The sequence below is a fragment of the Actinacidiphila paucisporea genome (assembly GCF_900142575.1).
Taxonomy (GTDB): domain Bacteria; phylum Actinomycetota; class Actinomycetes; order Streptomycetales; family Streptomycetaceae; genus Actinacidiphila; species Actinacidiphila paucisporea.
This window is the reverse complement of record NZ_FRBI01000025.1, coordinates 96316-116621: the sequence shown is the minus strand read 5'-3', so window position 1 is coordinate 116621 and position 20306 is coordinate 96316. Positions and strand designations below refer to the sequence as shown.

Genomic DNA, 20306 nt, shown 5'->3' with positions numbered 1-20306 from the left:
GGCCGGGAAAGACGAACACCACCCCGGACGACACCCCCGCAGCAGCCCGCCCCTGAACCACCGACGAGGAAACACGCCCGGCCGCCAGCTCCCGCAACCCCACAGCCAACTCCCCGCTCGTGCCACCCAGCACAACAGCGCGGTGCTCGAAAGCCGCACGACCCCGGACCAAAGTACCGGCCACATCACACGGATCGACGTCGGCGTGCTCCTCCACAAACGCCAGCAACCGCGCCGCCTGACCCGCCAACACCCCCTCACCACGCCCCGACAACACCCACGGCACAAGACCGCGATGCACCGGTTCGGTTCCCTCGGCAGGCGCCGGCTCCGGTGCCGCCTCCAAGATCACGTGCGCGTTCGTCCCGCTGTTGCCGAAGGAGGACACCGCGGCGCGGCGGGGGCGTTCGAGGTCGGGCCAGTGCTGGTTGTCGGTGAGGAGTTTGATGGTGCCGGTGGTCCAGTCGACGTGTCGGGAGGGTGCGTCCACGTGCAGGCTGCGGGGCATCACGCCGTGCCGCATCGCCTGCACCATCTTGATGACGCCCGCGACACCCGCGGCGGCCTGGGTGTGCCCGATGTTGGACTTCAGCGAACCGAGCCACAACGGCCGGTCCGCGTCCCGCTCCTGACCGTAGGTGGCCAGCAGCGCCTCCGCTTCGATCGGGTCGCCGAGCGTCGTGCCCGTGCCGTGCGCCTCCACGACGTCCACGTCCGCCGACGCCAGCCGCGCAGCGGCCAACGCGGACCGGATCACCCGCTGCTGCGAGGGACCGTTGGGGGCGGTGAGACCGTTGCTGCCGCCGTCCTGGTTCACCGCGGAACCACGGACGATCGCGAGGACCTGGTGGCCGCGCTTCTCGGCTTCCGAGAGCCGTTCGACCACCACCATGCTGACGCCCTCGGCCCAGCCGGTCCCGTCGGCGTCGTCCGAGAAGGGCTTGCAGCGGCCGTCGGCGGCGAGCCCGTGCTGACGGGAGAACTCCACGAACATGCCGGGGGTGGACATGACGGTGACGCCGCCGGCCAGCGCCAGCGCGCACTCGCCGTTGCGCACGGCCTGCGCCGCCAGATGCAGCGCCACCAGGGACGACGAGCACGCCGTGTCCACCGTCATGGCCGGGCCCTCCAAGCCCAGTTGGTACGAGATACGGCCCGACGCCACGCTGGAGGTGTTGCCGGTGAGACGGAAGCCCTCGGTGCCGTCCGCGGGAGCGTCCAGGGAGGGGCCGTAGCCCATGTTCATGGCGCCGACGAACACGCCGGTGCTGCTGCCGCGCAGTGACGTCGGGTCGATGCCGGCGCGTTCCAGGGACTCCCACGCGGTCTCCAGCAGCAGCCGCTGCTGCGGGTCCATCGCCGCCGCCTCACGCGGACTGATCCCGAAGAACTCGGCGTCGAACTCGCCCGCGCCGGACAGGAACCCGCCCCGCCGGGAGTAACTGGTTCCGACGTGGTCCGGGTCGGGATCGTAGAGCCTCGCCAGGTCCCAGCCCCGGTCGGTGGGGAAGTCGGAGGTGGCGTCCACGTCGTCCATGAGCGCCTGCCACAGCTCCTGCGGCGAGTTGATGCCGCCGGGCAGGTGGCAGGCCATGCCGACGATGGCGATCGGCTCGTCGGCGGGACCGGCCGTCGTGGCGGCGGCCGGGGCGTCGTCCGCGGCGGCCGGGTCCGCGACGCCCGAGATCCGGCCGCGCAGATGGGCGGCGAGCGCGTTCGGTGTCGGGTAGTCGAAGAGCACGCTCGCCGGCATCCGCAGGCCGGTCGCCGAGACGAGCCGGTTGCGCAGCCGCACGGACAGGACGGAGTCCAGGCCGAGGTCGCGGAAGGTCGCGTCGGTGTCCGCCGGGGCGGTGCCGGTGGTCTCCGCCATGTGATCCGCCAGCCAGCGGACCAGGAAACCGTCCGGCTCGCTGTGGAGACGGTCGCGCAGGGCGAGCGTCGCGGAACTGAGCTGCTCCTCGGGCTCGGCGGCGACCGGGCGTTCGTCCGGCCAGTGGCGTCGGCGCTGGAAGGCGTAGGTGGGCAGGTCCACGATCCGGGCCTCACCGACCGTCGCCGTCCAGTCGACGGGGACACCGGCGACCCATGCCTCGGCCAGCCCGCTGAGCAGCGCCTGCGGTTCGGGCCGCTCACTGTGCTGCAACGCCACCGCGAGATCCGTCTCGGACGTCGCGACGAGCGGGGTCAGCACGCTGCCCGGTCCGAGTTCGAGGAATCGGGTCACTCCCTGCGCGCGGCAGGCGGTGATCGCGTCGTGGAAGCGGACGGTGGCGCTGAGGTGCTCGATCCAGTACTCCTCCGTCATCTCCTCCCCGGTGCGTCCGGTGACGGTGGAGACGATGGGGATGCGCGCTGCGGAGACGTCGAGGCCGTGGATCCTGCGGGCGAACTCGTCCAGCATGGGTGCCATCAGCGGCGAGTGGGCGGCGAGGCGGACCCGCACCCGGCTGGTGCGGTGGCCGCGGGAGCGGAACCCCTCGGCGATCCGGGTGACGGACTCGTCCGCGCCGGAGAGCACGACAGCTCGCGGCCCGTTGACGGCACCGATGGAGACGTCGCCGACCTCGTGGAGGACCGCGAGGATCTCGTCCTCGGTCGCCTCGACGGCGACCATGGCGCCGCCGGGCGGCAGCCGCGACATCAGCTCGCCGCGGGCGGCGACGAGGGCCGCCGCATGGGCCAGAGGCAGAGCACCGGACACGTGTGCGGCGACGATCTCGCCGAACGAGTGGCCGACGAGCAGGTCCGGTGCGACGCCCCAGGAGGCGACCAGGCGGTAGAGGGCGACCTGGAAGGCGAACAGCGCGGGCTGCATGTGCCGCATGCCGTCGAGGGCATCGGCTGCGGCGGCGTCGTCGATGTCGCCCAGCAGCACCTCGCGCAGGTCGAGCCCGGGGACGAAATGGCCGAGTACCTCGTCCAGGGCTTCGGCGAACACCGGGTAGGTCTCGTAGAGTTCGCGCCCCATCCCGACGCGGTGCGAGCCGCCGCCGGGGAAGAGGAAGGCCGTCCTGCCGGGGGTGACGACGCCGCCCACCCCCTCGTCGTGCAGGCGCGCCAGGCTCGCCATGAGCTCGTCCCTGGTCGTGCCGGTGACGACGGCCCGGTGCTCGAACACCGACCGGCCGGCCGCCAACGACCGGGCGACGTCGGCGGGGTGCGTGTCCGGCCGGTCTTCGAGATGGGTGAGCAGGCGTGTGGCCTGGGCCTCCAAGGCGCGACCGGTGCGGGCGGACAGGACCCACGGCACGGGCCGGTTCCCGGAGGTGTCGGGCCGTACGGTGGGCGGAGCTTCGGTGAGGACGACGTGGCAGTTGGTGCCGCCGACGCCGAACGAGCTGACGCCGGCGACGAGCGGCACGTCGGGTGCGGGCCACGCGTCCAGCCCGGTCTGCACCCGGAGGTTCAACTCGCCAAGGGGGATAGCCGGGTTCGGCCGGGCGAAGTGCAGGCTGGGCGGCAGCCGGCGGTGGTGCAGGGCCAGCGCGGCCTTGAGTAGGCCGACGATGCCGGCGGCGGCCTCCAGATGGCCGACGTTCGTCTTCGCCGAGCCCACCCGCAGCGGCTCTCGGTCCGCGGTGCTCCGGCCGATGACGTCGGAGAGGGCGGTGGCCTCGACGGGGTCGCCGACCGGGGTGCCGGTGCCGTGGAGTTCCACGTACTGGACGGCTTCCGGGCTGATCCGGGCGTCGGCGTAGGCCTGGCGCAGCACGTCCCGCTGGCCCTCGACATCGGGGTCGGTGAGGCGGTCGCCGCCGCCGTCGTTGTTGACGGCACTGCCCTGGATGACGCAGTAGACGCGGTCGCCGTCGGCGAGCGCGCGGGCGAGCGGCTTGAGCAGGACGACGCCCGCGCCCTCGCCGCGAACGAACCCGTCGGCGCTCTCGTCGAAGGTGGCGCAGCGGCCCTTGGTGGACAGTGCGCCGAGAGCGGCCGTGGCGCGCATGCTCTCGGGGGACAGGATCAGGTTGACGCCGGCGGCGAAGGCGAGTTCGCTGTCGCCGCGGCGGAGGCTCTCGCAGGCCATGTGCACGGCCACCAGCGAGGATGCCTGCGCCGCGTCGACGGCGACGCTCGGCCCCCGCAGCCCGAGGAACCAGGAGACCCGGTTGGCGGCGATGGCGCGGTGCCGGCCGGTGAAGTCGTGCAGTTCACCGGTGGCCGCCTGGTCGCCGCGGGCGGCGAGGGTGGCGAAGTCGTCGGACGAGACGCCGACGAACACGCCGGTGTGGGAACCGCGCAGCCGGTCGTCGCGGACGCCGGCGTCCTCCATCGCCTCCCAGACCAGCTCCATGACGAGCCGTTGCTGCGGGTCCATGGCGGCCGCTTCCTCGGGCGACACGCCGAAGAAGCCGGCGTCGAAGGTGCCGACCTCGTCGAGGAAGCCACCACGCCAGGACGCGTTGCCGGGCCCGCGCTCCGCCGGCCAGGGTGAGACGGCGTCGGTTCCCTCCGACAGCAGGCGCCAGAACTCCGCCGGGCCGGACGCCGAGGGGAGCCGGCAGGATACTCCGATCACCGCGACAGCGGTGTCGCGGGCCTCGCCGATCCCATGGTCACCTGACATCGATGGCTTCATCCATCGAGTATCTGTTTCCGGCCCCAGCCAGACTTCGGCCAGAGGATGGGGCTCAGCAGCCGGGCTTCGGTCCAGGAGTGGGACCGGGGGCACCTGGACTTTCGACCAGGCAGTGACCCGGGCATGGCAGCGGGTGCCCATGCGCGGGCCGCCCGTGCGCAGGCTTCCCGCCAGACCGCCGCGCGCGTGATCTCACATGGCCGCGGCCGAGGCGATCAGCTGGGCCCGGGAGGCCATGTGAGCCTTCGCGAGCACGTTGGAGACGTGGAATTTGATGGTCTTCTCGCTCAGGCCGAGCCGGCGGGCGATCTCCTTGTTGGCCATTCCCCTGCGTACCAGTTGCAGCACCTCGGACTCCCGCGAGGTCAGCGGGACGTCCATGGGCACGGCCGAGAGGTGGCGCGGCAGTATGGCGCGGGTGAACTTCAGTAACGCCCCGCTGAGGCCCGGGGAGACGTAGCCGGTGCCGTCGGTCGCCCGGCGGACCGCCTGTACCAGTTCCTCCTCCGGGTCGTCGCAGTGGACGAGGGAGTACACCTTCGCCTGGGTGAAGCGAATCCAGTGCGTGGTGGAGTCCACATCGCCGAGGACGACCAAGGCGGCGGCGATGTCGGTGAGCTCCTGCACATGGTCCAGCTGTGACCGCCCTTCCAATACCACGACATCTGGTTCGTGGGAGTCGACCGCCGTGAGGAGCTCGACGATGTCGCCCGCCTCCGCGACCACAACGAGTCCGGAGTCCTGCTCGAGTACTCGACGTATCCCGAGACGTGCGTAGGGGTGCGGATCGCACACGACAACTCGTGCCTGAATTTCACTGTTCAATTACGAAGCCCCCGTTGATCTGTCCGCCACCCCTGTCGCGTGCCGTCACGCAGGGGTGGCGGAGGCGTGTCGATACCGCACTCGACGACCTCGTGAATGCCCCGTCCTCGCGATTGCTGACCGCATGCGCGAAAGGCGGACGAGAATCGAGAATCGGTGTACTGCTCGGAGGGTTATGCCGTCAACGTGCGGTTGTGCGACGCTCTGCTTCGATCGCACCCACAGGGCACAACTGCACAGCCTTTTCGACCAGTTCTCGGAGGCTTTCCGGCGGCTCCGCCACCCGCAGCCACACCAGTCCGTCCCTGTCGTCCTGGTCGAAGACCTCCTGGAGGGTGGCCACGCAGTTCCCGGAACCGACGCACAGCTCTCTGTTCACCGTGACGCGCATGCTCACCACGTCACCGGAAGCTCGGCCACACCGAACGTCACCGCCATGGGGCGCTGCGGGACGTCGGCCAGGGCGGTTTCGGACCGCAGCCCGGGGAAGCGGCGGGCCAGTTCGACGAGCGCGACCCGCAGCTCGGCCCGGGCCAGCGGCTGGCCGATGCACTGGTGGAGGCCGAAACCGAACGCCATGTGCCGGTGCGCCTCGCGCCGTTCGGGGTCGAACTGCTCCGGTTCGGGGAAGACCACGCCGTCCCGGTTGGACATCGCCAGCATGGCCACTACGCCCTCGCCCGCGCGGATCGTCTGGCCCCCGATCTCCGCGTCCTCCAGGGCGAGGCGAGGCAGCCCGGTGCGCACCACCGTGAGGTACCGCAGCAGCTCCTCGACCATGCCCGGCGCCAGGTCGGGGTTTTCCCGCAGGGCGGCGAGGTGTTCGGGGTGCTCCAGGAGCACGAGGGCGGACAGCCCGATCATGTTGGCGGTCGTCTCGTGGCCCGCCACCAGCAGAAGCATGGCCATGCTCACGAGTTCGTCGATGCGCAGTTCGCCGGGCACCACGCGCTCGATCATGAGCCGGCTGAGCAGGTCGTCCTCAGGTGCGGTCCGCTTGGCCTCGGCCAGCTTCCCGATGAGTCCCGCCAGGGCGCCCAGAGCCTCCTCGATCTGCGCCGGGCCGGAGTTCCGGTCCATGATCACGCGGCTGTGGTGCTGGAAGAAGTCGTGGTCGGAGTACGGGACCCCGAGCAGGTGACAGACAGTCATCGACGGAACGGGCAGGGCGAACTCGGCCATCAGGTCCGCGGGGGCGCCGAGGGAGCGCATGCGCTCCAGAGCCTCGATCACCGTCTCCTCGATCAGCGGCTCGATACGCCGAATGTTCTTGATCATGAACTCGGCGGTCAGCATCCGCCTCAGCCTGCCGTGCGCCTCGCCGTCCATGAAGATGAACAGCCCCGAGGCGTCATCCTGCTTGGGTGGAATCGGGTTCAGTACCGGAAATCCCGGCCGGTACTGGTCGGAGCTGAACCCCGGATGCCGCAGCAGCTGCCGTACGTCCTCGTGCCGGGTGATCAGCCAGGCCCAGCCCCCGAAGGGTAACCGGACTTTACCGACGGATCCGTCGAGTCGCTCCAGATCGGAACTCTTGACGGGGATGAAGGGATTGTCCTCCGGACCGATGAACGGATACGCCGGAAGTGTACTGATATCTATGTTTGGCATGTCCCCCACGCCTCTCAACACCTTGGTGCCAGGCATTTAAAATGCTCTCGCAGCCTAACAAGGAGTCCCGGCGCGGCGCTCAAAAGTGATCCAGCTCACATGGCGAAGCCTCTCGCAATAGGGTGGTAAATCTGACAGAAGGTCTCATCGCGGCGGCGGTGTCGCGAGCCCGAGATGCTTTGGTAACAATAGTTCCTGGCCGGCCTGTCAGAGGGAAATGGCGTGCGCGTGGAGGTGCGCCGCCAGGAGGCTGCGCGCGTCCGGCCGGGGGCTGCCGCACGCGTCCTCGCGAGGGCTACCGCGTCTCGCAGTCGCTCAGGCGGCGGTGCGGAAGGCGTAGCGCACGCCGGTCAGTTCCTCCGACAGCTCCCACAGGCGGCGGCCGGTCTCGGCGTCGGCGCCCCTGGGAGCCAGCTTCACCAGAGTCGGTGCGCCGCGCAACTCGGCCATGCCGCCGGGGCCGACGAACTGCCCGCCCTGCACATCGGCCGCGGTCGCCGCGTAGAGCGTGGTCAACGCGCCCTGGTCGGGGGACTGGGCGAGCGGGAGGAGGAGGCGGCCGAAGACGAACTTCACCATCGCGACCGGCGCGCCGGTCTGCAGGTTGGTGGAGGTGTAGCCGGGGTGGGCCAGCAGGCTGCGCACCGGGCTGCCGGCCGTGGTCAGTCGCTGGTGGAGCTGCCAGCCGAAGACGGCGTTGGCCAGCTTCGACTGGTTGTAGTACCCCATGGGCGAGTACTTGCGCTCGCCGGAGATGTCGTCGAAGAAGATCTTCCCCTGCCGGTGGTTGGACGAGCTGACCGTGACCACGCGCGGGTCGTCACCCGCCTCCAGCAGGTCCAGCAGCAGGCCGGTGAGCGCGAAGTGGCCGAGGTGGTTGGCCGCGAACTGCACCTCGTGCCCTTGAGGGCTGAGCGTCCGCGGCGGTGCCATCAGGCCGGCGTTGTTGACGAGTACGTCCAGGCGGGGGCGTTCGGCGCGCAGTTGTCCGGCGAAGGCGCGCACCGAGTCCAGGTCCGCCAGGTCGAGGCGGCGCACCTCAAGATCGGCGCCCGGGTGCTCGGCGGTGAGCTGCGCGACCGCCCGGCGCCCCTTGGCCTCGTCGCGCACGGCCATGATCACCTTCGCGCCCTTGCGCGCTAGCGCCCGCGTGGTGGCGAGGCCGAGACCGCTGTTGGCCCCGGTGACGAGGAAGACGCGCTTGCTCTGATCGGGGATCTCCGCGGTGGTCCAGCGCTCCTGATTGCTCATGCGACATAAGTTGCCCGACATGGCATTAAGTGTCAAGGGAGCTACTTAGTGCCACCGAGGGCATTATCTGTAGCGAGGTCTGTACGCTGGAAAGGTGCCCCTCCGCCCTGAACTGAGCCTCGCCCAACGCAAGCGTCAGCTCGTGTCCGACGAACTGACCGGCGCCGCGCTGAAGCTACTGGCCCGGAAGGGGTTCGACGCGGTCACGATCGACGAGATCGTCCTGGCCGCCGGTGTCTCCAAGCGGACGTTCTTCCGGTACTTCGCGTCCAAGGAGGACGTGGTCATCCAGTTCCTGTCCGAGATGGGCGCCAGCATGCGCGCGGAGCTGGCGGGCCGCCCCGCGCATGAGCCGCCGTCGGTGGCGCTGCGCCACGCCGTCTGGGTCTCCATCGACGCCTGCGCAGGCCACGCCGACGGGGCACTGCGCGTGGTCCAGCTGATCCTCGGCACGCCGCCCCTCCTCGCGCGCTTCCTGGAACGCCAGGCGCAGTGGCGCGACGGACTCGCCCAGGAGCTGGCCCACCGGTTGGAACGGGACCCGGAGACGGATCTGTACCCGCAGTTGGCCGCCGGTATGGCGCTGACGGCGTACGGCACGGTGCTCCAGCGCTTGAGCGACAGCGACGGCGCCGAGGACCCCGCCACGCTGACGGACCGGGCCTTCGCCGTGATCGCGCCGGCCCTGGACACGCCCGTTCAGGCTCCGGGACCCAGCCGGGCGAGGGTGTCGAGCAGCGCTGCGGGGGAGGCGAGGATCTCCCGGGTCGCGGAGACGTAGAGCTGCACGGTGGTGACCCCGGGCAGGTGGTAGCTCAGGATGCGCTCGCGGCACTCCTCCGGGGAGCCGCTGACGAAGAGGGCGTCGACCACCTCGTCCGGGAGTGCGCGCTGGGCGCCCTCCCGGTCGCCGGCCGCCCAGCGTTCGTGGCTGTCCCGCAGCAGCTCGCCGTGGCCCAGCCACTCGTGGAACTTCCGGTACGGCTCGCGGTTGAGTATCCAGGCCAGGAAAGGGCGGGCGGCCCGCCGGGCGTACACCCGGTCCTCGGTCGGGCAGACGAAGACCTTCACCACGAGTTCCTTGCCGGGCGGCTGCGGTCCCACCGCCGCCAGCACCTTGGGCACGTCCTGCGGGAAGAGCAGGTTGGTGATCGCGCCGTCCCCTTCGGTGAAGCCCAGCCGGAGCATGCCCGGCCGCAGCGCGCCCAGGATCACCTTCACCGGTGCCGCGGGGGGCTCGGGCAGCCGGTAGCCGGCGATGGAGAAGGTGTCGAAGTCGCCGGCGACGTACTCGCCGCGCAGCGCCCGGGTGACGAACCGCAGCACGTCACGGGTGCGCTTGTACGGCTCGTCGAACGGGATGCCGTTGATGTCGGTGACATGGGCGGGGACCGACGCGCCGAGGCCCAGCAGCACCCGGCCCGGGGCGAGTTGGGCCAGCGTCGCGGCGGTCTGCGCGAGTACGGCGGGACCGCGGGTGTGCACCGGCACGATGCCGGTGGCGATCCGCAGGCTGTCGGACCAGGCGGCGGTGGCGGCCAGCGGGGTGAAGGCGTCGGTGCCGCCGCCCTCCGCGGTCCACACGTCGCCGTAGCCGAGCCCCGGCAGGGCCTCGACGACGAAGCGGTGGGCGCCCAGGGGCAGGCCGGGCAGCGGCAGGGTGACACCCCAGCGCAGCCGACTGCCGGAGTCGTCGAGCGGCACGGGGGTCCCTTCTGCGGGCTTCGGTACGGAAGAGGTGGACGGCGCGGGCGGTACGGACGGCACGGGCGCCGTGGGCCGGCCGGCGTTCACTTGCCGACCCGTACGGTGGTCAGGTCGAGGAACCACGACTGGGGCTGCACCAGCCCGTGCACGTCGGGGGCCAGTGCACGCGGGTTGCGGTCGTTGACCACGAACAGCCAGGGCGCGTCGGCGGTGACCTGGGCGAGCGCGCGACGGTAGTCGTCCTGCCGAGTGGCCAGGACAGGTGAGGCCGCCGCGGCGGCGAGCAGCCGGTCGACGTTCTTGTTGGCGTAGTGCCCGGTCCAGAAGGGACTTCCGCTGCCGACGAACAGCGGCAGCAGTGCCTCGGACTGGAAGAGCGTGGTGGACTGGGCGATGGCGTCCGAGCCGAGCGCGACGGTCCCCTTGGCCTCGTCGCCGATCAGGGTGGACCAGTCGGTGGTGCGGATGGTCACCTTGATGCCGACGTCCGCCAGGTCCCGCTGCAGAGCCTCGGTGATCGGTACCGGCAGCAGGTTCCCCGACCCGCCGGTCGGTACGGTCACGGAGGTGCTGAAACCGTTGGGGTAGCCGGCCTCGGCCAGCAGCTGCCGGGCCTTGGCCGGGTCGTGCGTGTACGTGTCGCCCTTCGGGTCGTAGGCGAAGGTGGCCCTGGGCGCCGCCTGGTACGCCGGGTCGGCGGTGCCGTGCAGCAGGGACTCGGCGACGGCCTTCCGGTCGATGGCGTAGTTGGCCGCCCGCCGCACCCTGACGTCCCGCCACGGGCCCTTCGCGGTGTCCAGGATCCAGTACCAGAGGTGGTCGTAGGAGTTGGTGACGATCTGCGCGCCGGCCGACTTCAGGCTGTCGATGTCGTCGGGGTTGGGGTACTCGATCCAGTTCACCCGGCCCGAGCGCAGCGCGGCGGTGCGGGCGGCGGCGTCCGGGATCGCCTCGATGACCAGCCGGTCCAGCTTCGGCGCGCCGCGCCAGTAGCGCTTGTTGGCGGCCAGTTCGATCCGCTGGCCGGTGGTCTGCGACACGAAGGCGAAGGGCCCGGTACCCACGGGGTGGGTGGCGAACCGGGCCGTCCCGGACTTGCGCAGCGCGGTGGGACTGGCGATCAGGACATGCGCCAGGTCTTCGGGGAAGTGCCCGTTGGCCGCCTTGGTGACGAGGGTGACGCGGCCGGAGCCCGCGGCGCGGTACGCGGCGATGTCTCCGGCGTACTCGCTCGCGGCGGCGCCCAGGGCGGTGGTGTAGTACGGGCTCTTCGGGTTGAGGTAGCGGTCCAGGTTGAAGATCACCGCCGCGGTGTCGAAGGCCGTGCCGTCCTGGAAGGTGACGCCCTTGCGCAGGGTGAACGTCCAGGTCCGGTGGTCGGGGGCGACCGTCCAGGAGGTGGCCAGGGCGCCGGTGACCCTTGACGGCCCGTCGGTCTTCGACAGGTCGTAGCGGGTCAGGCCCTCGTAGAGCTGGAAGGCGACCAGCCGCTTTCCCTCGAAGCCGTCGCCGCCCATCATCGTGTCGGGATTGGGCAGTTTGCCGGTCGCGCCGATGACCAGCGTGCCGCCGTGGCCGGAAGTACCGCCGCCGGCCCGCCCGGTGCCGGCGTGCGAACCGCATCCGGCGACGGCCGTCATCAGCAGGGCCGCGGAGGTCAGCGCGGTGGATCGGAACAGGCGATGGCGTATCGGCATGGTGGTTCCTGTCGGTCGGTGAGGCGGAGCTTGGTGCCGGTGGGGCGGAGCTTGATGTCGGTGGGTCGCGATGCCGGGCCGGGGCGGTGCGGTGCGGTGGGCCGGGATGGTGCAGTGGGCCGGGTAGGGGAACAGGACGGCGGGACGGGAGTGGTCATGGGCGGGCGGTAGGAGGTGGCGCGAGCGGTTCCGCCGCGTCCAGCAGCGCCCGCGTGTACGGGTGGCCGGGCCGCGCCCACAGGGCCTCGACCGGGCCCTGTTCGACGACCGCTCCGTCGCGCAGCACCACGACCCGGTCCGCGAGGCTCCGCACGACCGCCAGGTCGTGGGAGATGAACAGGCAGGCCAAGCCCATGCGTTCGCGCAGGCCGGCGAGCAGGTCGAGCACCTGCGCCTGTGCCCGCGGGTCCAGGGCCGAGGTGGGCTCGTCGCACACCAGCAGGTCGGGGCCGGTCGCCAGGGCGCGGGCGACGGCCACCCGCTGCACCTGTCCGCCCGACAGCTCACGCGGGTGGCGGCGGGCCAGCGCCGGGTCGAGGCCGACCTGCCGCAGGAGTTCCGCGGTGCGCTCGGCGCGCTCGGCGCGCGGAACACCCTGCGCACGCAGAGCGAACTCCACCGCCCGCCCGGCCCGCAGGGCCGGATTGAGCGAACCGCGCGGGTGCTGGGGCACGAACTGCAGCCGCCCGCGGGCCGCGCGCCGGGTCCGGCCGCGCCACCGGTACGGGTCCAGGCCCGCGAACCGCACGGTCCCGGAGTCCGGGGCGAGCAGACCCAGCGCCAGCCGCGCGAGGGTGGACTTGCCGGAGCCGGATTCGCCGACCAGTCCCACGGTCTCACCGGGTGCGACGGTCATGCTGACGCCGCCGACCCCGAGCCGTCCGCCCGGGTGGTGTTTGACGACCTGGTCGAGTACGAGCAGCGGCGCGGTCATCGGCGTGCTCCGGGCCGGGCGGCCGGCACGTCCACGGGGTGCGGGTAGCCGGCCAGGACCTCCGCAGCCGGTCCTGTCCTGACCAGCCGGCCGTCGCGCAGCACGGCGACCCGCCCGCCGATCCGGTGGGCGGCGGCCAGGTCGTGGGTGACCAGGAGCAACGCGAGGTCCCGCTCCGCGCACAGCGCCCGGAGCAGGTCCAGCACCTGGGCGCGTACCAGGGCGTCCAGTGCCGTCGTCGGCTCGTCCGCCACCAGCAGCCGCGGACCGCACGAGACGGCCAGGGCGACAGCCGCGCGCTGCCGCAGGCCGCCGGACAGTTCGTGCGGGAAGGCGCGGGCCACCCGTTCCGGGTCGGGGACGCCGGCCGCCGCCAGCAGGCCCGGCACGGCCGCCGCCGCGGCACGCCGGCCGGCCGCGGCCCGGTGCCGGCGCAGCATCCCGGCGATCTGGGGGCCGATCCGGCGCAGCGGGTCCAGGTATCCGGACGGGTCCTGCGGTACGTAGCCGATCCGGCGGCCGCGGATCCGCGACAGCGTCCGCTCGTCGGCGGTGAGCAGGTCGTCACCGTCCAGCAGCACCCGCCCACGGGTGCGGGCGCCGCGGCCGGCCATGCCGAGGCAGGCCCGCGCCACCGTCGACTTGCCGCTGCCGGACTCGCCCAGCAGCACCAGGGCCTCGCCGCTCGCGAGCGTGAAGGAGACCTCGTCCACCGCGCGCAGCGGGCCGTCCGGCAGGGCGTACTCCACCGAGAGTGCTTCCACCGTCAGCATGGGCGCGTTCACCGGTGGCCCGCCGGTCTCGGGCCGCCGGTGCCCGCCACGCGCCGGGCGAGCGCGTCGCCCAGCACGTTGAACAGCACCGAGACGGCCAGCACCGTCAGGGCGGGCACCAGCGCCAGCGTCGGGTGGGTGAACAGTGCGGGCCGCAACTCGTCCAGCATCGCGCCCCATTCGGGCGCGGGCGGGGCCACGCCCAGGCCGAGGAAGGACAGCCCCGCGGCGTACACCACGGACAGCCCCACCAGGGACGAGGCGTAGGCCAGCACCACGGGGCCGATCACCGGAAGCACCTGGAAGACGCCGACACCGAACCGGCTCTGGCCGCTCACCCGGGCCGCCTCCAGGTACTCGGCGGAGCGGACCCGCCGCACCTCGCCGAAGACGACCCTTGCCACCGCGGGGGTCAGCACCACCGACAGCGCCAGCACGGTCGCCGTCAGGCCCGGGGTGCACAGGGAGCAGACGGCGATGGCCAGCAGCACCCCGGGGAAGGCGTACAGCACGTCCAGCGTGCGCAGCAGCAACTGGGCCGCCACCCGCCCGCCCAGCCCGGCGACAGTGCCGAGGACGGTGCCCGCCACGGTGGCGACGACGACCGGCAGCAGTCCGCCCGCCAGCGACGGCCGGGCGCCCAGGACGATGCGGCTGAGTACGTCGCGGCCCTGTCCGTCGGTGCCCAGAAGATGCCCGGGGCTGCCCGGATCGAGCAGCCGCTGGCGCAGTGAGCCGGCCGTCGCCGAGCCGGGTGCCAGCAGCGGCCCCGCCACGGCCACCGCCAGCAGCGCGGTGGCCAGTACCAGTGGCACCAGCAGGCCGGGGTCGCGGCGCGACGGCCGGGTCACGACGTGCTCCTGACCCGCGGGTCGATCAGCGCATGGGCGGCGTCGACCAGGATGTTGATGCCGATGAAGGCGACGGCGACCACGAGCACCCCGCCCTGCACGACCGGGAAGTCACGGGCGGCCAGGGCGTCGTACAGCAGACGGCCGAGGCCCGGCCAGTCGAACAGGGTCTCCACGAAGACCACCCCTTCCAGTAGGTAGGCCAGTTGCAGGCCGCCGATGGTCAGCAGCGCCGGCGCGGCGTTGTGCGCGCAGTGGCACAGCACCACCGCCCTGGTCGTGCCGCGGGCCCGCAGGCCGTCGGCGAGGTCGGACTCCAGCACCCCGGCGAGCGCGGTACGGAAGACACGCGCGGTCAGGCCCAGCGGCACCAGCGCCGCCGCCACGGCCGGCAGTACGAGGTGGCGCAGCAGGTCCGCGGTGCCGCCAGGACCGAACGCGTCGTGCGTGCCGCCGGCCGGCAGCCAGCGCAGCCGGACCGCGAAGACGGAGATGAGCAGCAGGGCGACGGAGAACTGCGGCGCGGACACCGACAGCGTGCTCAGCGCCCCGGCCAGCCGGCCGGCCGGTCCACGCGGCCGCAGGGCGCCGACCGCACCGAGCAGCACCCCGCCGGCGACGACGAGCGCGAAGGCGGCCGCGGTCACCACCAGGGTCTGCTGGAGCGCCGGCCACAGCACCTCGGTCACCGGCCGCTGCGCGGACACCGAGGTGCCCAGGTCGCCGCGGACCGCGTGCCCCAGCCAATGGGCGTAGCGCACCGGCAGCGGGCGGCCGAGGCCGAGCCGGGCCGCCAGCTCCCGCCGGGCGCCGGGGGAAGCACCCGGGCCGAGGAACGCGCTGACCGGGTCGCCGGGAACGAGGGCGACCGTCGCGTACACGACGGCCGTCACGCCCAGCAGGCTCGGCACCGCGAGCAGCAGACGCCGGGTCAGGAAGCGTCTCACGCCGCCGCTCCCGGTCCGGTGACGGCGAGTGAGGAGGCGCGTGAGGGGGCGGACGGCGTACGCGCGGGGAATGGGGCGTACGGCCGGGCAGCGGGCGGTTCCGGTGGACCGGCCATCGGTGTGCGTTCCTTCCAGGTGCTGGTGCGGCGGGGCGGCCGCCAACAGGAAGGGTGCGGGGACCGCGCGGCCCGGACCAGACAGGCGTTCGTGCTGCTACTCCTGATCACAGGACCGGCGGCCGCCAGCGGGGTATTGACCGGTCGCAAAACCGCCCATTAGGCTCCACATATGGTCTCTCGGCGAACCGGCGTGTCCCCGACCGGTTTCGGCGGCTTCGGGCTCCGCGGACGCCGCGGCGGGTCGTGTTGCGGGCACCGCCCGCGCTGACCGCCCGCACCTTGCCCAGGAGTTCCGCACCTCATGACCGTCCCTGTGACCACCCCTGTGTCCACCGCTGCCCCGAGCCCGCAGCTCGGCGCCTTCCTGCGGGCGCACCGCGAACTGCTCCGTCCCGGCGATGTCGGCCTCACGGCCACCGCCCGCCGCCGCACTCCGGGACTGCGTCGCGAGGAGGTGGCGTCGCTGTCCGGAGTGGGACTGGCCTGGTACACCTGGCTGGAGCAGGGCCGGGTGACCGCGTCACGGCAGGTACTCGCCGCGCTCGCGCGGACTCTCAGGCTCGATCCGGTGGAAGTACGGCACGCCATGCGGCTGGCCGGGCACCACGAGCCCGCCTCCCCGGCGGGGGACGGGGACGCGGCGCTGGCTCCGGTCGTCCAGCCGGTCCTGGACGCGTGGCCGGCCAGCCCGGCGGTGCTGCTCGACCGGCATTTCGACGTACTGGCCTGGAACAGCGCGTGGGCGGCGCTGTGGGGTTCGCCGGGCGAGGTGGCGCCCTGCCGCCGCAACCTGCTGTGGCTGATGGCGGCGGACGAGCGTCTGCACACTGTGCTGCCCGACTGGGTGCCGCTGGCGATGAACGTCTTCCAGCACTTCCGCGCCCAGGCCGGGGCGGCGCTGTCGGAGGACCGCACGGCGCAGGTGTACCGCGCGCTGGAGGAGGACGTGCCCGAACTCAGCCACTGGTGGGGGTGCCGGTCCGTGGCCGAACTCACCGCCCGCACCCTGACCGTACGGCCGCCCGGCGGTGGCGCGATGGACCTGTCGCTGTCGTCCTTCCACCCCGTGGACGACCCCTCGGCGCTGATCCTGCTGTTCACGCCGCCCACGGCCGCCGACCGGGCACGGATGAACGACCTCGTGGCGGGGTAGTCCGCGCACGCGCGTGAGACCGCCGCGGGTCGGCCCTCGTCTCGTCATCTCGTCCGACATCCCCGGCCGACCTGGTCTTCAGGACCGCCTTCCGTGCCCGCCGTGCCGGCAAGCCGCGTCCCCGCGCGGTGCGCGACGCCGGGCAGCAGGGACAGATCGCCGACGTCCACAGCCGATCAGGGGGAACTCACGGCGCTCCGCGGACCCGTGTGCTGTGCTCCGGAGGGAGGGCGCCGGCTGCGGTCAGGCGCCCTTCCCCTGGGGCACGAGCACCGCCACGCACTCGACGTGGTGGGTCATCGGGAAGAGGTCGAAGGCGCGCAGGCTCGCCGGGCGGTAGCCCTCCTCGGCGAAGTAGGCGAGGTCGCGGGCGAGGGCGGCGGGGTCGCAGGCGACGTAGGCGATGCGGCGGGCGCCGAGGGAGGCGAGGTGGCGGACGAGGGGGCGGCGGGCGCCGGTGCGGGGCGGGTCGAGGACGATCAGGTCGACCTCGGTGATGCCGGTGCGGGGCAGGACGTGGTCGACCTTGCCCTGCTCGATGCGGACCCGGTCGAGGTCCTGGAGGTTGTGCCGGGCGTCCTGGACGGCACGCTTGCCGGACTCGATGCCGAGCACGGCGCCGCGTTCGCCGACGCGCTCGGCCAGCGCGCCGGCGAAGAGGCCGGCGCCGCAGAAGAGGTCGAGTGCCATGTCCCCCTTGCGGGGCATCAGGCCCTGCATGACGGCCTCGACCAGCAGGTCGGCGGCCTTCGGGTGGACCTGCCAGAAGCCGCCGTCGCCGACCCGCCAGGTGCGGCCCGCGGCGCGCTCGCGGACGAAGTCGCGGCCGTGGACGCGGTGGACGGCCTTGTCCCGCTCGCCGATCCGCAGCACCGAGACCGGGCGGTCCAGCTCCACGATGGGCAGCCGGCCGCCGGGCCGCGGGGTGAGGACGACCTGGCGGTCGCTCGACCCGGTGGCGGCGATCGCCTCGACCTGCGCGATCTGCGGCCAGCTGCGGGCCTCGACGCCCAGCTCGCTGACCTCGGGCGCGGCGATCATGCAGTGGTCGATGACCTCGACGTCGTGCGAGCGGTGCCGGCGCAGGCCCGCGCGCCCCTCGTCGTCCACGGCGTACTGCACGCGGGTGCGCCAGGCGGGCACCTCGCCCTTGGCGACCTTGTCGCCGGGGGCGGGCTGCACCGTGCCGTCCCAGCCGGCCTCCTCGGGGGTGAGCCCGGCGAGCCTTTCCAGCTGCTCGGTGATGACCGCGGCCTTGAGGCGCCGCTGGGCGCCGGGGGCGGCGTGCTGCCAGTCGCAGCCGCCGCAGCGGCCGGGGCCGGAGAAGGGGCAGGGCGCCTCGACCCGGTCCTTGGACGCGGTCAGCACGCGGACGGCGTCGGCCCGCAGGAAGCTCGCGCCGACCTCGCCGTGGGTGACGCGGGCGACGACCCGCTCGCCCGGCAGGGTGTGCCGGACGAAGAGGACCTGGCCCTGCGCGGTGCGCGCGAGGCAGTGGCCGCCGTGCGCCACCGGGCCGATCTCTACCTCGTACTCCTGGCCGACCAGTGACGGGGCGGGCTCGGTCTGCATGAAGGTGGTGCTCCTGGGCTCTTCTCGGGATGCGCGGCAACCCCTTCCCCGGGGTGCGCGACAGTCCAGTCTACGGGTCGGCGGCCCGGCCCTGCCCCCGCCGTCAGTGCTCGCGCTGCTGCTCCCGCTGGTGCGGGCCGACCGGGCCGCGGCGGATGGAGCCGGGCGCGCTCCAGTCGGCGCGGCGGCGGGCGCGGGCGCGGGCGGCCTCGGAGGACTCCAGCTGGTAGGGCACGGAGGTGACCATCACGCCGGGGGTGAAGAGCAGCCGGCCCTTGAGCCGCAGTGCGCTCTGGTTGTGCAGCAGGTGCTCGTACCAGTGGCCGACGACGTATTCGGGGATGTAGACGCTGACCACGTCCCGCGGGCTGTTGCGGCGCAGCCCCTTGACGTAGTCGATGATCGGGCGGGTGATCTCGCGGTAGGGCGAGTCGAGGACCTTGAGCGGTACGTCGATGCCGCGCCGCTGCCAGTCGGCCTGCAGGGCCTTGGTGTCGTCGGGGTCGACGTTGATGCTGAGGGCCTCGAGGGTGTCGGAGCGCATCAGCTTGGCGTAGGACAGCGCCCGCAGGGTGGGCTTGTGCAGCTTGGAGACCAGCACGATGGAGTGCACACGGGAGGGGCGTACGTAGTCGTCGCTCGGTTGGTCCTCGGCGGCGATCTCGTCGGAGACCCGGGTGTAGTGGCGGCGGATCGCGGTCATGGTGGCGTAGAAGACGACCATGCCGAGCACCGCGACCCAGGCGCCGTGGGTGAACTTGGTGAGCAGCACGATGACCAGGACCAGGCCGGTCAGGAAGGCGCCGAAGGTGTTGATGGCCCGGGAGCGGAGCATGTGGCGGCGCTTGGCCTGGTCGGTCTCGGTGCGCAGGTGGCGGTTCCAGTGCCTGACCATGCCGGTCTGGCTGAGGGTGAAGGAGACGAACACGCCGACGATGTAGAGCTGGATCAGCCGGGTGGAGTCGGCGCCGTAGATGTAGACCAGGACGCAGGCGAAGCCGGCCAGCACCACGATGCCGTTGGAGAAGGCCAGCCGGTCGCCGCGGGTGTGCAGCTGGCGCGGCAGGTAGCGGTCCTGGGCGAGGATCGAGCCGAGCACCGGGAAGCCGTTGTAGGCGGTGTTGGCGGCCAGGAAGAGCACCAGGGCGGTGACGGCGGCCAGGAAGACGAACGGGATCGAGCCGTGGCCGAAGACCGCTTCCGCGACCTGGGCGATGACCGGGTCCTGGGTGAAGCCGGAGCCGACGGGGACGCCGTGGTTGAGCAGGTCGGTCGCGGGGTTCTCGGCCATCCGCACGTGGGTGTTCATCGCCAGCGCGATGATGCCGCAGAACATGGTGACGGCGAGCAGGCCCATCGCGGCCAGCGTGGTGGCGGCGTTCTTGGACTTGGGCTTCTTGAAGGCCGGTACGCCGTTGCTGATCGCCTCGACGCCGGTCAGAGCGGCGCAGCCGGAGGAGAAGGCGCGCAGCAGCAGGAAGATCAGCGCGAAGCCGCCGATGCCGGAGGACTCGGCGTGGATCGTGTACCCCGCCGTGGGCGCGTGCATGTCATGCCCAGTGGCGATCTTGAAGATGCCCCAGGCGATCATGCAGAAGACGCCGACGACGAAGGCGTAGGTGGGGATCGCGAAGATCGTGCCGGACTCGCGCACCCCGCGCAGGTTCATCAGCATGAGGATCACGATCATGCCGACCGCGCCGAGCACCTTGTGGGTGACGAAGAACGGCACCGCCGAGCCCAGGTTCTCGATGCCGGAGGCGACCGACACCGCCACCGTGAGCACGTAGTCGACCAGCAGCGCGCTGGCGACGGTGAGGCCCGCCTTCGGCCCCAGGTTGGTGGTGGCGACCTCGTAGTCGCCGCCACCCGAGGGGTAGGCGTGCACGTTCTGCCGGTAGGAGGCGACGACGGTGAACATCAGCACCACGACGGCGCCCGCGATCCACGGGCTGAAGTGGTAGGCCGACACTCCCGCGATCGACAGGACGAGGAGCACCTCGCCAGGCGCGTAAGCCACGGACGACAGCGGGTCGGAGGCGAAGACGGGAAGCGCGAGCCGCTTGGGGAGCAGCGTCTCGCCCAGCTTGTCGCTGCGCAGCGCCCGGCCGATGAGGATCCGTTTCGGCAGGTCGGTCAGTTTGGACACCCCGCGATGTTAAGGGATCGGCCATACGTGCGGATGCCCCAGTCCCCCATGGAGTGTGGCGAACTTGTGGCGCGGCCCGTACGCAACCTTCTGCGCCGCGGCGCGCGTGTGTAGCTTTGGCCGCGGTCTGAGACG

Annotated in this window: 15 protein-coding genes; 2 read left to right on the top strand and 13 right to left on the bottom strand. The window is 72.2% G+C overall.

Annotation, left to right across the window (positions count from 1 at the left end):
- The 5 genes from BUE44_RS28575 to BUE44_RS28555 all read right to left on the bottom strand — a co-directional run.
- Nucleotides 1-4570 (bottom strand): type I polyketide synthase (locus tag BUE44_RS28575; protein WP_159450312.1); only part of this gene is annotated, 4570 nt, incomplete at its 3' end.
- A 204-nt stretch (nt 4571-4774) separates the two neighbouring features.
- Nucleotides 4775-5308, bottom strand: a complete 534-nt coding sequence (locus tag BUE44_RS28570) for a response regulator transcription factor (protein WP_073501900.1) — start codon at nt 5306-5308, stop codon at nt 4775-4777.
- A gap of 280 nt (nt 5309-5588) precedes the next feature.
- On the bottom strand, nt 5589-5798 hold the full coding sequence (locus BUE44_RS28565; RefSeq protein WP_073501899.1) for a ferredoxin: 210 nt from the start codon (nt 5796-5798) through the stop codon (nt 5589-5591).
- Between the two features lie 2 nt (nt 5799-5800).
- Complete coding sequence (locus BUE44_RS28560; protein ID WP_073501898.1) at nt 5801-7018, bottom strand: cytochrome P450; 1218 nt, start codon at nt 7016-7018, stop codon at nt 5801-5803.
- 315 nt (nt 7019-7333) lie between these two features.
- On the bottom strand, nt 7334-8269 hold the full coding sequence (locus BUE44_RS28555) for an oxidoreductase (RefSeq protein ID WP_073501897.1): 936 nt from the start codon (nt 8267-8269) through the stop codon (nt 7334-7336).
- Between the two features lie 94 nt (nt 8270-8363).
- Between BUE44_RS28555 and BUE44_RS28550 the strand changes: the two genes are divergently transcribed.
- Complete coding sequence (locus BUE44_RS28550; protein ID WP_200804552.1) at nt 8364-9050, top strand: TetR family transcriptional regulator; 687 nt, start codon at nt 8364-8366, stop codon at nt 9048-9050.
- On the opposite strand, the gene BUE44_RS28545 is transcribed toward BUE44_RS28550, so the two are convergent.
- From BUE44_RS28545 to BUE44_RS28525, 6 genes are all read right to left on the bottom strand, one after another.
- Complete coding sequence (locus BUE44_RS28545) at nt 8969-9973, bottom strand: LLM class F420-dependent oxidoreductase (RefSeq protein ID WP_107415863.1); 1005 nt, start codon at nt 9971-9973, stop codon at nt 8969-8971. The two genes, BUE44_RS28550 and BUE44_RS28545, sit on opposite strands and share 82 nt — an antisense overlap.
- Before the next feature lie 86 nt (nt 9974-10059).
- On the bottom strand, nt 10060-11673 hold the full coding sequence (locus BUE44_RS28540; RefSeq protein ID WP_073501896.1) for an ABC transporter substrate-binding protein: 1614 nt from the start codon (nt 11671-11673) through the stop codon (nt 10060-10062).
- A 154-nt stretch (nt 11674-11827) separates the two neighbouring features.
- On the bottom strand, nt 11828-12607 hold the full coding sequence (locus BUE44_RS38880) for an ABC transporter ATP-binding protein (protein ID WP_107415862.1): 780 nt from the start codon (nt 12605-12607) through the stop codon (nt 11828-11830).
- Nucleotides 12604-13380: an ATP-binding cassette domain-containing protein gene (locus tag BUE44_RS38875; protein WP_107415861.1), complete on the bottom strand. Its 777-nt coding sequence runs from the start codon at nt 13378-13380 to the stop codon at nt 12604-12606. The genes BUE44_RS38880 and BUE44_RS38875 overlap by 4 nt, the downstream gene beginning before the upstream one ends.
- Nucleotides 13381-13388: 8 nt before the next feature.
- A complete protein-coding gene (locus tag BUE44_RS28530; RefSeq protein ID WP_073501895.1) occupies nt 13389-14231 on the bottom strand; it encodes an ABC transporter permease in 843 nt (280 codons plus the stop codon).
- Complete coding sequence (locus tag BUE44_RS28525; RefSeq protein WP_073501894.1) at nt 14228-15178, bottom strand: ABC transporter permease; 951 nt, start codon at nt 15176-15178, stop codon at nt 14228-14230. Before BUE44_RS28525 ends, BUE44_RS28530 begins: the two co-directional genes overlap by 4 nt.
- 420 nt (nt 15179-15598) lie before the next feature.
- Between BUE44_RS28525 and BUE44_RS28520 the strand changes: the two genes are divergently transcribed.
- The gene (locus tag BUE44_RS28520; protein ID WP_073501893.1) at nt 15599-16450 is read left to right on the top strand and encodes a helix-turn-helix transcriptional regulator; all 852 of its coding nucleotides are present in this window, start codon (nt 15599-15601) and stop codon (nt 16448-16450) included.
- Between the two features lie 243 nt (nt 16451-16693).
- Here BUE44_RS28520 and BUE44_RS28515 read toward each other — a convergent pair whose 3' ends face one another.
- Together BUE44_RS28515 and BUE44_RS28510 are read right to left on the bottom strand one after the other, a co-directional pair.
- Nucleotides 16694-18022 (bottom strand): class I SAM-dependent RNA methyltransferase, encoded by a 1329-nt coding sequence (locus BUE44_RS28515; protein WP_073501892.1) that lies wholly within the window; start codon nt 18020-18022, stop codon nt 16694-16696.
- A gap of 103 nt (nt 18023-18125) precedes the next feature.
- Nucleotides 18126-20171, bottom strand: coding sequence for an APC family permease (locus tag BUE44_RS28510; protein ID WP_073501891.1), 2046 nt, complete (start codon nt 20169-20171; stop codon nt 18126-18128).
- Between the last annotated feature and the right edge of the window lie 135 nt (nt 20172-20306).

Coding starts and splice junctions, on each gene's coding strand:
- BUE44_RS28520 (WP_073501893.1), top strand. CDS start 15,599: ATGACCGTCCCTGTGACCACCCCTGTGTCCACCGCTGCCCCGAGCCCG.
- BUE44_RS28565 (WP_073501899.1), bottom strand. CDS start 5,798: ATGCGCGTCACGGTGAACAGAGAGCTGTGCGTCGGTTCCGGGAACTGC.
- BUE44_RS28560 (WP_073501898.1), bottom strand. CDS start 7,018: ATGCCAAACATAGATATCAGTACACTTCCGGCGTATCCGTTCATCGGT.
- BUE44_RS28515 (WP_073501892.1), bottom strand. CDS start 18,022: ATGCAGACCGAGCCCGCCCCGTCACTGGTCGGCCAGGAGTACGAGGTA.
- BUE44_RS28555 (WP_073501897.1), bottom strand. CDS start 8,269: ATGAGCAATCAGGAGCGCTGGACCACCGCGGAGATCCCCGATCAGAGC.
- BUE44_RS38880 (WP_107415862.1), bottom strand. CDS start 12,607: ATGACCGCGCCGCTGCTCGTACTCGACCAGGTCGTCAAACACCACCCG.
- BUE44_RS28540 (WP_073501896.1), bottom strand. CDS start 11,673: ATGCCGATACGCCATCGCCTGTTCCGATCCACCGCGCTGACCTCCGCG.
- BUE44_RS38875 (WP_107415861.1), bottom strand. CDS start 13,380: ATGCTGACGGTGGAAGCACTCTCGGTGGAGTACGCCCTGCCGGACGGC.